This window comes from Pseudomonas lundensis, assembly GCF_002269125.1.
Classification (GTDB): domain Bacteria; phylum Pseudomonadota; class Gammaproteobacteria; order Pseudomonadales; family Pseudomonadaceae; genus Aquipseudomonas; species Aquipseudomonas lundensis_A.
The window spans coordinates 53,797-68,669 of sequence record NZ_NQKI01000008.1; the positions used below are offsets into that span (position 1 = coordinate 53,797).

Genomic DNA, 14,873 nt, shown 5'->3' on the forward strand with positions numbered 1-14,873 from the left:
TGCGCTAAAGCGGCGTCCCCAACAGCACCAGCGTCGGCGCGAACTGCACCAGTGCTTCACTGCCCACAACCAATCCGAGTGTTTCGAGGTGTTGCGCTTCGCTCAGCGCACACAGTGTCTGGCCATTGGGCAAGCTGATGCGCACTTCGCTTGGCCCGTCGTTGGCGTGGAAAATCTGTTCGATCCTGCCGTGTAACCGGTTATGGCCCGCAACCGCTGCGTCGGGCTTTATCAGCTGCAACCAACCTGCCTTGATCAAGGCCACCACCTGCGTACCGGGTTCAAGTTCCAAACGCTGCGTGCTGTCGCGAGTGATGTCGGCCTGCAGGCTCAGTCCGCCGCCGAGTTGCAGATCAATCTGGTCGTAATGGCCGTGTCCGCGAATCGTTTTCACGGTGCCGTGCAACTGGTTGCGGGCGCTGGTTCGCAACATCAGGCGGCCTAGCAGCTCGAGGTCTTGCGCTTCTTCCGCGGCTTCGAGTACTTGGCTTTGCAACACTTGCAGGCGTTGATAAAGACGCAGCACACGCTCGCCCGCCACCGACAACCGGGCGCCGCCACCGCCCTTGCCACCCACGCTGCGCTCTACCAATGGGGTTTGCGCCAGATTGTTGAGTTCGTCAATGGCGTCCCATGCAGCCTTGTAACTCATGCCGGCGCTTTTGGCGGCTCGGGTGATCGAACCCTGCTCGGCAATGTGCTGCAACAGCGCTATGCGCTGGGGGCGGCGAACGATGTGCTGCGTAAGCAATGTCGGCAAATGCATGACGATTGATTCAATTGGCAGGTGGGCTTGGCAAAGTGCCCACTTGCCGGGGCGTCGTCAAGTCGGCCCGTCCGGCTTTGGCGTGCGTGCCAGGCAGTACACATCCACCCGTTTCGCCCCGGCCTTGAGCAACATAACGGCGAGGCTTTGGGCCGTGGCGCCGGTGGTCACCACGTCATCCACCAGGGCCACGTGCAACCCGCGTACTTGGGCGTCAGGCGCCAGCGCGAAGGCGTTGAGCAGGTTGCGTTTACGGGTTTTAGCGTTAAGCCCTTGCTGTGCCGGGGTGTCCAGGGTGCGCAGCAACCAGTGCGCCTGGCAGGGAATATCAAGGCGTTCATTGAGCCACTTGCCCAGCATGCCGGACTGGTTGTAACCGCGTTGCCGCTGCCGGGCCGTGGACAGGGGAACGGGCAGCAGGATGTCAGGGCGCGGGCGTGAATGTTGGTAAGCATCCAGCAGTGATTTGCCGAGAAGTTCTGCCAACAGGCGGCCAAACGGCCAGCGACTGTTGTGCTTGAAACGCAGGATCAGGCTGTCCACCGGGAAGTCGTAGGTCCACGGGGCATGTACGTATTCAAAAGGTGGCGGGTGTTTAAGGCAATTCCCACAGGTCAGGCCAGGCATAGACAGCGGCAGGGCGCATCGCTGGCACGGGGTTTTCAGCCACGGCAGTTCGTGTTTGCAGGGCCCGCACACGGCTTCACCGGCAGTGGAGCGCTCATCGCACAGCAAACAGGTTTGTACATTAAATGACCAGATGTAAACCTCCATATTTATCTTGGTTGACAGCGTATGTCACATCCTTAAACATACCGGCCATCCGTGCCGTGCCTGAAGAACGTGCTTCAGGCCTAAACCAAAGCATAAACAAGAGAGACGCCGATGAGCGCCAGCACCTTTAACACCATGCGTCATGATTGGTCTTTAGCCGAAGTGCGGGCGTTGTTTACCCAGCCGTTCAATGACCTGATGTTTACGGCGCAAGGTGTTCACCGCGCGCATTTCGACGCTAACCGGGTACAGGTGTCGACGCTGCTTTCGATCAAAACCGGCGCCTGCCCGGAAGATTGCAAATATTGTCCGCAGTCGGGCCACTACAACACCGGGCTGGCGAAAGAGAAATTGATGCAGGTTCAGGCCGTGCTGGAGGAGGCGGCAAAAGCCAAGGCCATTGGCGCCACGCGTTTTTGCATGGGCGCCGCCTGGAAGCACCCGTCGGCCAAAGACATGCCCTATGTGTTGAAAATGGTTGAAGGCGTGAAGGCGCTGGGCCTGGAAACCTGCATGACGCTGGGCAAGCTCGATCAGGAGCAAACCGCAGCTCTGGCCCACGCCGGGCTCGACTATTACAACCACAACCTCGATACCTCGCCGGAGTTCTACACCAGCATCATCACCACCCGCACTTACAGTGAGCGCTTGCAAACCCTGAGTTATGTGCGCGATGCGGGCATGAAAATTTGCTCGGGCGGCATTCTGGGCATGGGGGAGTCGCTCGATGACCGGGCCAATTTGCTGATTCAACTGGCCAACTTGCCGGAGCACCCGGAATCGGTGCCGATCAACATGTTGGTAAAAGTGGCAGGGACACCGATGGAAAATGCTGACGATGTTGACCCGTTCGACTTCATCCGCATGTTGGCCGTGGCGCGCATCATGATGCCCAAGAGCCATGTACGGTTGTCCGCCGGGCGCGAGGCCATGAACGAACAAATGCAGGCACTGGCATTTTTGGCCGGGGCCAACTCGATTTTTTACGGCGACAAACTGCTCACCACGTCCAACCCGCAAGCGGACAAGGACATGCAGTTGTTCAGTCGCCTGGGCATCCTCCCCGAGGCCCGTGAAGATCATGCTGACGAAGTGCATCAGGCGGCTATCGAGCACGCCCTGATGGATCAGAAATCCAGCGAGCAGTTCTACAACGCTGCGGTTTAACGCCATCCACCGCAACGGTCGGCGCTGGCGCAGGCTGAGATCGGGTCTGTGACGGTACGGCGTTGGCCGCCGCTCAGCTTTTCGCAGCCTGCAACAGTGGATACAAGGGGGCGTGCTCAGCATGTCTTTTGATTTATCTGACCGTCTGGCTGCGCGCCGGGCGAAAAACCTCTATCGCCATCGCCCTTTGCTTGAAAGCCCCCAAGGCCCACGCGTGGTGGTAGACGGGCAGCCGTTACTGGCCTTTTGCAACAACGACTACCTGGGGCTTGCCAATCACCCGCAGGTTATCGAAGCCTGGCAACAAGGCGCTTCGCGTTGGGGGGTCGGCGGCGGGGCATCGCATTTGGTGATCGGTCATAGCCGTGCGCACCACGCACTCGAAGAAGCGCTGGCCGAGTTCACCGGTCGTCCGCGTGCGTTGCTGTTCAGTAATGGCTACATGGCCAACATGGGGGCCGTCACAGCGCTGGTCGGGCAGGGCGATACCGTGCTGGAAGACCGCCTCAACCATGCGTCATTGCTGGATGCGGGGCTGTTGAGCGGGGCGCGCTTTAACCGTTACCTGCACAACGATGCCGCCAGTTTGGGCAAGCGCCTGGAGAAAGCTGTCGGCGATACATTGGTGGTCACGGACGGCGTGTTCAGCATGGACGGCAATCTGGCCGACCTGCCCGCGCTGGCCCGCGAAGCCAAGGCCAAAGGTGCCTGGCTGATGGTCGATGATGCCCATGGCTTCGGGCCGCTGGGGGCAACCGGCGGCGGGATTGTCGAGCATTTCGGCTTGGGGCTGGACGATGTTCCCGTGCTGATCGGAACCCTTGGCAAAGCCTTCGGCACCAGCGGTGCATTTGTGGCGGGCAGTGAGGCGTTGATCGAAAGCCTGATTCAGTTCGCCCGTCCTTACATCTACACCACCAGTCAGCCGCCTGCCCTGGCGTGCGCGACGTTAAAGAGCCTCGAACTGCTGCGCAGTGAACACTGGCGACGTGAGCACGTGAACCTGTTGATTCGTCAGTTCCGTCAAGGGGCCGAGCAGATTGGCCTACAACTGATGGACAGCATTACGCCAATTCAACCCATCCTTATCGGTGACAGCGCGAAGGCCGTGCAGGTATCGCAGCAATTGCGTGCGCGCGGCTTGCTGGTGACCGCCATTCGCCCGCCGACCGTGCCCGTTGGCGGTGCGCGTTTGCGCGTCACCCTGTCGGCCGCGCACACAGAAGCCCACGTGCAGCTACTGTTAGACGCATTAAACGACTGCTGCCCAACCGTGGAGCCGGACCATGCGTGACCGCTTGATTTTGTTGCCGGGCTGGGGGCTGGGTGTGTCGCCGCTGGAGCCTTTGGCGGCCGCCTTGCAAGGGCTGAACGAGCACCTGCGGGTCGAGATTGAACCCTTGCCTGTGCTTGCGTCCGCGCAATTGGACGACTGGCTCGATGAACTCGATGCTGCTGTGCCTCAAGACGTCTGGCTGGGGGGGTGGTCGTTGGGCGGTATGCTCGCCAGTGAGTTGGCTGCGCGCAGAGCAGAACGTTGTTGCGGGTTGGTGACGCTGGCCAGTAATCCGCGTTTTGTCAGCACCGAAGAATGGCCAGGCGCCATGCCACCGGCCACGTTTGACGCGTTTATCAACGGATTTCGTGAAGCGCCGAACACAACGTTGAAGCGTTTCTCTTTGTTGTGCAGTGACGGCAAAGCCATGGCCAGCCTGCTGCTCAACGGAGCACCGAACGCGCAGCCGGACACCTTGCTGGCGGGGCTCGAGTTGCTCGCTACGCTGGACACGCGCCAGGCGCTTAAAGCGTTTAACGGGCCGCAGTTTCACGTTTTCGCCGGGCAAGACGGGCTGGTGCCCGCGCAAGCGGCCAGCGATTTGCTGGCGTTATTGCCCGATGTCCAAGTGGGTCTGATGGAACAGGCCTGTCACGCGTTTCTTCTGCAAGCACCCCACGAACTGGCGGCGGCGATTCAGAGTTTTTTAAACGAGTTGGGTGATGACTGATCTGAGTGTGGGCAACCTGCCGGACAAACGTCTGGTTGCGGTTTCGTTTTCGCGTGCAGCAGCCTCTTATGACAGCGTGGCTGACCTTCAGCGTGCGGTCGGTCATGAATTGGTCGGGCGATTACCCCCTCATTTGAACCCTCGGCGCTGGCTGGATGTGGGCAGTGGCACCGGCTATTTCAGTCGCGTGCTGGGTCAGCAGTTTGCGGGCAGTGAAGGTGTGGCACTGGATATCGCGCAGGGCATGTTGACGTATGCGCGGCCGTTGGGTGGGGCGCAGCACTTCATTGCCGGGGACGCTGAATGTTTGCCGTTGCAAGGCAACAGTTGCGACGTGATTTTTTCCAGTCTGGCGTTGCAGTGGTGCGAGCATTTTGACGTTGTGCTCAAGGAGGCGCAGCGCGTGCTCAGACCGGGCGGGGTGTTTGCCTTTGCCAGCTTGTGTGTCGGTACGTTGAGCGAATTGCGGGACAGCTGGAAGGCGGTTGACGGGCAAGTCCACGTGAACCGTTTTCGAGCGTTCAACCAATACCAGTGCCTCTGCGCCGAGAGTGGTTTTCAGGTGCACAGCTTGCAGACTCAGCCCCATGTGCTGCACTACCCTCAGGTGCGTAATCTGACCCATGAACTCAAAGCCCTGGGCGCCCATAACCTCAATCCGGGTCGGCCTGAAGGCTTGACCGGCAGGGCGCGGCTTCAGGCACTGATGGCGGCTTACGAACAATTCCGTCAGCCCCAAGGGCTTCCGGCGACGTATCAGGTGGTCTACGGCATTTTGGAGAAAGCGCGATGAGTCCTGCTTATTTCATAACCGGTACGGACACCGATGTGGGCAAAACCACGGTCGCGGCAGGCCTGTTACAGGCAGCGCGCGCGGCGGGTTTAAGCACAGCAGCGGGTAAGCCGGTGGCCTCCGGGTGCGAGGCTACGCCTGAGGGGCTGCGCAACGCAGACGCGCTGGCGCTGATGGCGCAATGCACCGTTGCATTGAGCTATGAGGAGATCAACCCGGTCGCGTTTGAACCCGCCATCGCGCCGCACATCGCGGCCCGCGAGGCGGGCGTGGCGTTGACGGTGCAGGCCTTATTGAAACCGATGCAGCGCATCCTCAATCAGCAAGCCGATTTCACCCTGATAGAAGGCGCGGGCGGTTGGCGCGTGCCGTTGTCGGCGCAGGACAGTTTGTCGGATGTGGCTCGGGGGCTGGGGTTGCCGGTGATTCTGGTGGTGGGTGTGAGGCTGGGGTGCATCAGCCATGCCTTGCTCACGGCCGAAGCCATTGCTCAGGATGGCCTGCAACTGGCTGGCTGGGTGGCCAATATCATTGACCCGAAAACCTCACGTCTTGAAGAGAACCTCGCCACCTTGGCCGAGCGTTTGCCTGCACCCTGCCTGGGACGCGTGCCGAAGCTCAAGTCACCTACCGCCGAGGCAGTCGCGCAATACCTGCAGCTGGACCTGCTCGACTGAGCCTGACCCTATTGCTGTGGCCTATCGACTGGCCAGTAGCCATGAGCTTTTTTGACGGGCCTTTTGCCATCGGGTCTGCTTGAATAAAGGTCGATTACCTCCTCAAAGGATCATGCCGCCATGGAAATCTCAGGAAGCACTGCGTTTTACGCGGGTCTGAGCACCGTTCAGGCCGGGCAGAACCGGGTTGATCAAGCCGCCGGGCAGATTGCCAATGCCACGGTTGATCGCTCGCTGGGTAGCCAATCCTCCGATACTCAGGTCAACCGCATGCGCGCCGTTGATCGTAGCCAGCTTTCTGATATTGCCAGTGATGTGGCTGATTTAAGCGTAGGCAAAGCACAAGTCGAACTCGGCGCCAAAGTGGTACGCACGGCTGACGAAATGGTTGGCACGTTGATCGATACCTACGCCTGATTTTGCGGGTGCTGATATAGGCGCAGCTTCGGGCTGTGTCGACGTCTGCCCCGGATCATCCTCAAGGCTGCTCTAAGCAGCCAGACGCCACCCCGGCATTGTTGCGCTCATCTGTTTTATGGCTTTTTTCAAAGGCAGGTTGCTGTGTGTCCGTCGGGACGAACGGCGTATTGCGCCTGCTTGACAATAAATGGGCGTAAACGTATGTTTCAAACACCTGTTTGACCGCAATAACAAATTCTACGCGGTTGTTCATTCCCGGATTCATCAGCAGAGGTTTATCGCTATGCCTGATTACAAGGCCCCCTTGCGTGATATTCGCTTCGTACGTGACGAACTGCTCGGTTACGAAGCGCACTATCAGAGCCTGCCGGCTTGCCAGGACGCTACGCCTGACATGGTTGACGCCATTCTTGAAGAAGGCGCCAAGTTTTGTGAGCAGGTGCTGGCACCTCTGAACCGTGTGGGTGACACCGAAGGCTGCACCTGGAGCGAGTCCGGCGTTAAAACCCCGACTGGCTTCAAAGAAGCCTACAAACAATTTGTGGAAGGCGGCTGGCCAAGCCTGGCCCATGACGTCGCGCACGGTGGCCAGGGTCTGCCTGAGTCGCTGGGTCTGGCGGTCAGTGAAATGGTCGGTGAAGCCAACTGGTCGTGGGGCATGTACCCCGGCCTGTCTCACGGTGCGATGAACACCATCTCTGAGCACGGCACTCCCGAGCAGCAAGAGACGTACCTGAGCAAGCTGGTGACCGGCGAATGGACCGGCACCATGTGCCTGACCGAACCGCACTGCGGCACCGATCTGGGCATGTTGCGCACCAAGGCCGAGCCTCAGGCTGATGGTTCCTACAAAGTTTCCGGCACCAAGATTTTCATCTCGGCCGGTGAACATGACATGGCCGACAACATCGTCCACATCGTACTGGCGCGTCTGCCGGACGCACCGTCTGGCACGAAGGGCATTTCGCTGTTTATCGTGCCCAAGTTTGTGCCCAATGCCGATGGCACCATTGGTGAGCGCAACGCAGTGAGCTGTGGCTCCCTTGAGCACAAAATGGGCATCCACGGTAACGCCACGTGCGTGATGAACTTTGACGGCGCCACCGGCTTCCTGATCGGTCCGCCGAACAAAGGCCTGAACTGCATGTTCACCTTCATGAACACCGCTCGCCTGGGGACTGCGCTGCAAGGCCTTGCCCACGCCGAAATCGGTTTCCAGGGCGGCTTGAAATACGCCCGTGATCGCCTGCAAATGCGTTCGCTGACCGGTCCTAAATTCCCGGAAAAAGCCGCTGACCCGATCATCGTCCACCCGGACGTACGTCGCATGCTGTTGACCATGAAGGCATTCGCCGAAGGCAACCGCGCGATGGTCTACTTCACTGCCAAACAAGTCGACATCGTGAAATACGGCGTTGATGAAGAAGAGAAGAAGAAGGCCGACGCCCTGCTGGCGTTCATGACGCCGATTGCAAAAGCGTTCATGACCGAAGTGGGTTTTGAAGCCGCCAACCACGGCGTTCAAATTTACGGCGGCCACGGTTTCATCTCTGAATGGGGCATGGAGCAAAACGTTCGCGACAGCCGTATTTCGATGCTGTACGAAGGCACCACCGGCATTCAGGCACTCGACCTGCTGGGCCGCAAAGTGCTGATGACTCAAGGCGAAGCCCTCAAAGGCTTCACCAAGATCGTGCACAAGTTCTGCCAGAACAACGAAGGTAACGAAGGCGTTCAGGAGTTCATCGCACCTTTGGCTGCGCTGAACAAAGAATGGGGTGAACTGACCATGAAGGTCGGCATGGCAGCCATGAAGGACCGTGAAGAAGTGGGCGCGGCTTCGGTCGACTACCTGATGTATTCGGGTTATGCCTGCCTGGCGTACTTCTGGGCTGACATGGCGCGTCTGGCTGCTGAGAAACTGGCTGCCGGCACGTCGGAAGAGGCGTTCTACAAAGCTAAATTGCAGACTGCCCGTTTCTACTTCCAGCGCATCCTGCCACGCACTCGCACTCATGTTGCGGCCATGCTGTCGGGCGCTGCCAACCTGATGGACATGAAAGAAGAAGACTTCGACCTGGGCTACTAAGCCCCGCCGGGTCGCAGTCTGAAAGCCGCTTCTCCTTCGGGGGAAGCGGCTTTTTTCGTTGTGGGCCGAGCCTGCACCACGCTCGGCAATGACGAGGAGATGCCGGACGCGTCCTGCAACATTTAAACCCGACAAATCCCCTAAGGCTTTTACGTTGACGGCCGTTAAAACCTATGGCCGAGGCGAACGGGACGTCACCAGGTGTGCTTAACTGCGGTAAAAGCAGGCACAATGCCACTACTTGGTTGTTCAGGTCGGAGCTTTACTTTTGTCGCGTCCTTCTGCTGCACGTTTCAGTCATTTTTTACCGTCTCTTCTGCTGCTCACAGCGGGCCTTGCGGCTGCGTATGTCAAACACCTCAATGTGTTTTTCACCTCACTGTTTAACGTGCTCCCCACCCTTGTGTTGTTATTGGGCGGTGCTTACTGCGCGGTCTACCGGCGTCAGCGCGAACTGTTTTTAATGCTGACGGTGTACATCGCCTATTTCCTGCTTGATACCCAGACCGATTACTACCGTGACAACGGGCATGTGCGCACAGATGCCGCCGTGGTGTTCCATTTGTGCTCACTGTTATTGCCGCTGTTGTACAGCCTGTACGCGGCCTGGGAAGAGCGCACCCACCTGTTTCAAGACTTGGTGGCGCGATTTGCGGTGTTGTTGGCCGTGGGCAGTGTCGCCCTGGGGCTGGAGCAAAGTTACCCACAGGTCCTGCTGAACTGGCTGGCCGAAATTCGCTGGCCCGCGCTGCATGGCAGCTGGATGAGCCTGATCCAGTTGTCTTACCCGGTGTTTTTTATCGGTTTTGTGTTGCTGGGCTGGCAGTACTGGCGCAATCCCCGACCGTTGCATGCTGCGCAATTGGTGGGGTTGCTAGGGTTGTTCTGGATGTTGCCGCAAACCTTCATCTTGCCGTTCACGCTCAACATCATGTGCAGTCAGGTGATGTTGATGATTGCGGCCGCGGTGGCGCATGAGGCGTATCAAATGGCGTTCCGTGACGAATTGACCGGCTTGCCGGGGCGTCGGGCTCTGAACGAACGCTTGCAACGGCTGGGGCGTAATTACGTACTGGCCATGAGCGACGTCGATCATTTTAAGAAATTCAACGACACCCACGGTCACGATGTCGGCGATCAGGTCTTGCGTCTGGTCGCCAGCAAGCTGTCCAAGGTCGGCGGCGGGGGGCGTGCCTATCGCTACGGCGGTGAAGAGTTCGCGCTGGTTTTCGCAGGCAAAACGCTGGACGAGTGCATGCCGCATCTCGATGAGTTGCGTGAGTCCATCGCCAGCTACAACATTCAATTACGTAATCAGGAAAGCCGCCCGCAAGATGACCAACAAGGCCGCCAGCGCCGTGCAGGCACGCGGGCCAGCAGTGTGTCGGTCACCGTGAGTATCGGCGTCGCCGAGCGCATGCCAGAGCAGCGTACGGCGGAAGAGGTGCTCAAAGCGGCGGACAAGGCGCTCTACAGTGCGAAAAGTGCTGGCCGCAACTGCGTCATTGCCTACGGCCAAACCCGCCGGGGTGCGGTCAGGACCAGCGAAGTCCCGGCTTGATGTGACTATTTTTATGCATATAGTCACTAGGCGACCCTATGTATCGCTCTCGTTGTTAAGTTAGACTGGGCCACTTCTGTACGTGGCCCGTCCGGGCTTTCACCGTTAGCGATTACGAGGTTTGCCATGGCTGATTACAAAGCGCCCCTGCGCGATATGCGCTTCGTCCTCAATGAAGTGTTCGATGTCGCCTCCCTGTGGGCAAAACTGCCGGCACTGGCAGAGACCGTAGACGCAGAAACGGTTGAAGCCATTCTTGAAGAAGCAGGCAAGGTGACAGCCAAAAGCATTGCGCCCTTGAGCCGTGGCGGTGATGAAGAGGGTTGTCATTGGAACGACACTGTCGTAACCACGCCAGCTGGCTTTGTCGACGCGTATAAAACCTACGCCGAGGGCGGTTGGGTAGGCGTCGGCGGGGATCCCGAGTTCGGCGGCATGGGCATGCCCAAGGCGGTGTCGGCTCAAGTCGAAGAGATGATTAACTCCTCCAGCCTCGCATTTGGCCTGTACCCGATGCTGACGGCCGGTGCGTGCGTGTCGATTAATGCCCATGCCAGCGACGAGCTGAAAGCCACTTACCTACCGAATATGTACGCTGGCGTATGGGCCGGCTCCATGTGCCTGACCGAGCCCCATGCCGGTACTGACCTGGGGATTATCCGGACTAAAGCTGAGCCACAGGCTGACGGCGCTTACACCATCAGCGGGACTAAAATTTTCATCACCGGCGGCGAACACGACCTGACCGAAAACATCATCCATTTGGTACTGGCCAAGCTGCCGGATGCACCGGCGGGGCCCAAAGGCATTTCGCTGTTTCTGGTGCCGAAATTCATGGTTAATGCCGATGGCAGCCTGGGTCAGCGCAATACGGTCACCTGCGGCTCTATCGAACACAAAATGGGCATTCAGGCCTCGGCCACGTGCGTGATGAACTTCGATGAGGCTGTCGGCTACCTGGTGGGCGAGCCCAACCGTGGCCTGGCGGCCATGTTCACCATGATGAATTACGAGCGTCTGGGGGTCGGTATTCAGGGGCTGGCGTCGGGCGAACGCTCGTACCAGAACGCTGTGGAATACGCACGCGACCGCCTGCAAGGTCGCGCTGCCACTGGCGCTCAAGCCAAAGACAAAGCCGCAGACCCGATCATCGTCCACGCCGACGTGCGTCGCATGCTGCTGACCATGAAAGCGTCGAACGAAGGTGGTCGTGCCTTTTCCACCTACGTGGCCAATCAGCTGGACATTGCCAAGTTCAGCGATGACCCGGGCGCCCGTGAACGGGCCGATGCCCTGGTGGCATTGCTGACGCCGGTGGCCAAAGCGTTCATCACTGATCTGGGGCTCGAAACCACGGTCCACGGCCAGCAAGTGTTTGGCGGTCACGGTTACATCCGTGAATGGGGTCAGGAGCAATTGGTGCGTGATGTACGCATCACTCAAATCTACGAAGGCACCAACGGCATCCAGGCGCTGGACTTGATGGGTCGCAAGATCGTGGGTAACAACGGCGCCTATTACCGCTTGTACGCGGATGAAATTCGTCAGTTCATCGCTTCGGCCTGTGGCGATCTGAATGCGTTCACGGCGCCTTTGGCGTCAGCTTTGGACACACTTGATGCGTTGACTGCCTGGGTTCTTGAACGTGCGAAATCCAATCCGAACGAGATTGGCGCGGCTTCGGTCGAGTACCTGCAAGTTTTTGGTTACACAACGTATGCCTACATGTGGGCGCTGATGGCCAAAGCAGCACAGGGCAAGGAATCCGAAGACGCCTTCTACATCAGCAAGATGGGCACTGCGCGCTTCTATTTCGAGCGTTTGCTGCCACGTATTCATTCGCTGAGCGCGTCGGTCAAGGCCGGTAGCGAGTCGCTGTACGTGCTGGATGAAGCACATTTTTAAGCTGTTTAGGTGTATGTAAGCATTTGCTTACATAACGCGCTGCCAATCGTCCATATCGCTAAATTGGATCCAGCGGTAATCTACTTCACATGGACGTCGAGCAGGAAGCTCAAAGCAACAACAGGGACACGTAGGATTCTGCCAGGATGGCGGAGTGAAAAGGATGTCAGGGAAACAGTCTGCAAAACCCCGCTTCGGCGGGGTTTTCTTTTTTGTGGCGCAGAAAGGTGTTTACACCGCGTAGGAGCAAGCGCTCTAGCGGATCTAAACACGTCAGAGCGGCGTTTCTTCCTGCTGGATCACATCCTCAAGCAGCGTGCGCAGCAACCCCAATGTGGCTTGCTGACGTTGCACATCGCGACACACCAACCCCACTTTCAAAGGCACCCGCGGTTCGCTGAGCGGTTTCCACAATAGCGCCTTGTCATCGTGCTCATGACGCGAGCGTCCCGGCAGAACCGTGGCCAATTTGGTGTGCGGCAAACTGTCGAGAATGCCGGCCATGTTGTTGAGCTCCGCCTGTACCTGAGGGCGGCGGCCCAGATTGGCCAATTGGCTCTGCCAGATTTGGCGCACCTGAAACTCTTCTCCTAACAGCAGCATTGGTAACTCTGCCGCTTGAGTCAGTGAGACTTTCTTGAATTCACGCAGCGGGTGATCTGCCGGGATGACAAGTTGCAGCTCATCTTCGTACAACAGCATGCCGTGCAACCCCGGCTGACGCGGCGGCAGGTAGCTGATGCCGATGTCGAGCGAGCCGTTGAGCAGGCGACGCTCGATCTCCAGCCCTGTCAATTCGTAAATCTGCACCACCAAGTGCGGTTGCGCCTGGCGCACGCGCTCCAACATCTGCGGCACCAGACTGGTGTGTACCGTTTGCAGTACACCAATCGCAATCGTGCGCAGGGCCTGGCCCTGAAAGTTGCGCAAGGCTTCTTTGGCCCGCTGTAACCCGTCGAGCAGTGGCAGCGCGTGGTTATACAGGGTGTGCGCCGCCAGCGTGGGCAACAGGCGTTTGCTGCTGCGTTCGAACAGGCTTACATCAAGGTTGTGTTCGAGTTGGCGGATCTGTTGCGAGAGGGCCGGCTGCGAGATGGAAAGACGTTCGGCAGCACGCCCCACATGGCCTTCTTCATACACCGCAACGAAATAACGCAGTTGCTTGAAATCCATAAGTATTACTTATCGAAAATGCTTAAAAAACGAAATGGCCCTAAAGCCGCCAGGCGCCTAGTCTACGCCCATTCCAAAGGGCTCGTAGCGTCACAGAGCCAGAGAAAGTGCAAGGGTGTAGCGTTACTTTGCATAGGCAAGGCAGAAAACCCCGCAGAGGGATTTACCCTGACTAAACCCAGCACCCGGTTGCAAATCGAAACGGCTTATGGTCACAAGGTCAGCGTGCATGAACCTGTTTAACCTGCGTCGCCAATCCCCCAGCCTTGATGAGCTGGCGATTGAGCCTCAGTCTTTGCCTATGAATCACGGTGTCTCCCGCGAATGTTTAATGCCCAGCGTAGAGCGGCCAGCGCAAGTTTTTGTGCGTGGCCAGGGGTCATGGATGTGGGACAGCGACAGTCGGGCTTACCTGGATTTTACCCAGGGCGGGGCTGCCAACAGTCTGGGCCACAGCCCGGCCGCGTTGACCCGGGCGATCGTAGAACAGGCGCAGTCATTGATGAACCCCGGTTCCGGGTTCTTCAATCGCGGCATGCTGAACCTGGCTGAGCGCTTGTGCCACAGCACCGGCAGCGATCAGGTGCATTTTCTGAACACCGGGGCCGAGGCCAATGAAGGCGCGATCAAGCTGGCGCGTAAATGGGGCCAGCTGCATCGTGGCGGCGCTTACCGGATTATTACGGCGACCGGCAGTTGTCACGGCCGTAGCTTTGGCGCGATGTCAGCGTCGGGCAGTGGCACGTTTGATAACCGCTTCGAGCCGCAACTGCCGGGGTTCATCAATGTGCCGTTCAATGATTTACCCGCGTTGCACGCCGCAGTCGATGCTCAAACCGTGGCCATCATGCTGGAACCGGTGCAGAGCGAAGCGGGGGTGATCCCGGCAACCGAGCATTACCTCAAAGGCGTGGAACGGCTGTGTCGGGAGTTGGGTATTTTGCTGATTCTCGATGAAGTCCAAACCGGCATTGGGCGCTGCGGCACCCTGCTGGCGGAACAGAATTACGGCATTCGTGCAGATGTCATCACGCTGGGTAAAGGCCTTGGTGGCGGCGTGCCACTGGCGGCATTGCTGGCACGAGGCAAAGCATGTTGCTTGGAAGCTGACGAGCTGGGCGGCACGCATCACGGCAATGCGCTGATGACAGCGGCCGGCAGCGCAGTGCTGGAAACCGTATTGGAAAAAGGCTTTTTGCAACAGGTTCGCGACGCAGGGCAACACTTGCACGAGGGACTGGGGCGCTTGGCCAATCGTTATGCGCAGGGAGAACTGCGTGGGCAAGGCCTGATGTGGGGCCTGACACTGTCCGATGATTCGGCAGATGAAGTCGTAAAAGCGGCGTTGTATGAAGGTTTGCTAATCACGGCCCCGCAACCCGATTGTCTGCGGTTCACCCCGGCGCTGTGCGTCAGCAAAGGCAATATTGATGAAATGCTGCTGCGTCTGGCCCGTGCTTTTTCCAGGGTCAGGACTGCGCAGTTGCAGTGTCGGCGTGCCGTGTTGGTGTAACGGCTGACTTACCGGCGCACACAGAATTT

General features: G+C 58.6%; 13 protein-coding genes and 1 pseudogene. 10 read left to right on the forward strand and 4 right to left on the reverse strand.

Going from position 1 to position 14,873, the window contains the following annotated elements; genetic code table 11:
• Window positions 1-4: 4 nt before the first annotated feature.
• Complete coding sequence (locus CJF39_RS07260; protein WP_094992794.1) at window positions 5-766, reverse strand: TOBE domain-containing protein; 762 nt, start codon at window positions 764-766, stop codon at window positions 5-7.
• A 57-nt stretch (window positions 767-823) separates the two neighbouring features.
• Window positions 824-1,563 (reverse strand): annotated as a pseudogene (locus CJF39_RS07265) (double zinc ribbon domain-containing protein).
• A gap of 88 nt (window positions 1,564-1,651) precedes the next feature.
• Between CJF39_RS07265 and bioB the strand changes: the two are divergent.
• From bioB to CJF39_RS07295, 6 genes are all read left to right on the forward strand, one after another.
• Complete coding sequence (gene bioB, locus CJF39_RS07270) at window positions 1,652-2,707, forward strand: biotin synthase BioB (protein WP_094992796.1); 1,056 nt, start codon at window positions 1,652-1,654, stop codon at window positions 2,705-2,707.
• 121 nt (window positions 2,708-2,828) lie between these two features.
• Window positions 2,829-4,001 (forward strand): 8-amino-7-oxononanoate synthase, encoded by a 1,173-nt coding sequence (gene bioF, locus CJF39_RS07275; RefSeq protein WP_094992797.1) that lies wholly within the window; start codon window positions 2,829-2,831, stop codon window positions 3,999-4,001.
• The gene (locus tag CJF39_RS07280; RefSeq protein ID WP_094992798.1) at window positions 3,994-4,713 is read left to right on the forward strand and encodes an alpha/beta fold hydrolase; all 720 of its coding nucleotides are present in this window, start codon (window positions 3,994-3,996) and stop codon (window positions 4,711-4,713) included. Before bioF ends, CJF39_RS07280 begins: the two co-directional genes overlap by 8 nt.
• On the forward strand, window positions 4,706-5,506 hold the full coding sequence (gene bioC / locus CJF39_RS07285) for a malonyl-ACP O-methyltransferase BioC (protein WP_094992799.1): 801 nt from the start codon (window positions 4,706-4,708) through the stop codon (window positions 5,504-5,506). The genes CJF39_RS07280 and bioC overlap by 8 nt, the downstream gene beginning before the upstream one ends.
• A complete protein-coding gene (bioD, locus tag CJF39_RS07290; RefSeq protein WP_094992800.1) occupies window positions 5,503-6,183 on the forward strand; it encodes a dethiobiotin synthase in 681 nt (226 codons plus the stop codon). Before bioC ends, bioD begins: the two co-directional genes overlap by 4 nt.
• Before the next feature lie 120 nt (window positions 6,184-6,303).
• Complete coding sequence (locus tag CJF39_RS07295; protein ID WP_094992801.1) at window positions 6,304-6,600, forward strand: pyrroloquinoline quinone biosynthesis protein PqqE; 297 nt, start codon at window positions 6,304-6,306, stop codon at window positions 6,598-6,600.
• Between the two features lie 61 nt (window positions 6,601-6,661).
• On the opposite strand, the gene CJF39_RS07300 is transcribed toward CJF39_RS07295, so the two are convergent.
• Window positions 6,662-6,856, reverse strand: coding sequence for a hypothetical protein (locus CJF39_RS07300; protein WP_094992802.1), 195 nt, complete (start codon window positions 6,854-6,856; stop codon window positions 6,662-6,664).
• Between the two features lie 30 nt (window positions 6,857-6,886).
• Here CJF39_RS07300 and CJF39_RS07305 point away from each other — a divergent pair, with 30 nt between their 5' ends.
• The 3 genes from CJF39_RS07305 to CJF39_RS07315 all read left to right on the forward strand — a co-directional run bounded on the left by CJF39_RS07305 (window position 6,887) and on the right by CJF39_RS07315 (window position 12,158).
• Window positions 6,887-8,692, forward strand: a complete 1,806-nt coding sequence (locus CJF39_RS07305) for a phenylacyl-CoA dehydrogenase (RefSeq protein ID WP_094992803.1) — start codon at window positions 6,887-6,889, stop codon at window positions 8,690-8,692.
• A 268-nt stretch (window positions 8,693-8,960) separates the two neighbouring features.
• Window positions 8,961-10,253: a GGDEF domain-containing protein gene (locus tag CJF39_RS07310; protein ID WP_094992804.1), complete on the forward strand. Its 1,293-nt coding sequence runs from the start codon at window positions 8,961-8,963 to the stop codon at window positions 10,251-10,253.
• Between the two features lie 126 nt (window positions 10,254-10,379).
• A complete protein-coding gene (locus tag CJF39_RS07315) occupies window positions 10,380-12,158 on the forward strand; it encodes an acyl-CoA dehydrogenase C-terminal domain-containing protein (protein WP_094992805.1) in 1,779 nt (592 codons plus the stop codon).
• Between the two features lie 273 nt (window positions 12,159-12,431).
• Here CJF39_RS07315 and CJF39_RS07320 read toward each other — a convergent pair whose 3' ends face one another.
• A complete protein-coding gene (locus CJF39_RS07320; RefSeq protein WP_094992806.1) occupies window positions 12,432-13,331 on the reverse strand; it encodes a LysR family transcriptional regulator in 900 nt (299 codons plus the stop codon).
• A 229-nt stretch (window positions 13,332-13,560) separates the two neighbouring features.
• Between CJF39_RS07320 and CJF39_RS07325 the strand changes: the two genes are divergently transcribed.
• On the forward strand, window positions 13,561-14,844 hold the full coding sequence (locus CJF39_RS07325) for an aspartate aminotransferase family protein (protein ID WP_094992807.1): 1,284 nt from the start codon (window positions 13,561-13,563) through the stop codon (window positions 14,842-14,844).
• The last annotated feature ends 29 nt before the right edge of the window (window positions 14,845-14,873 follow it).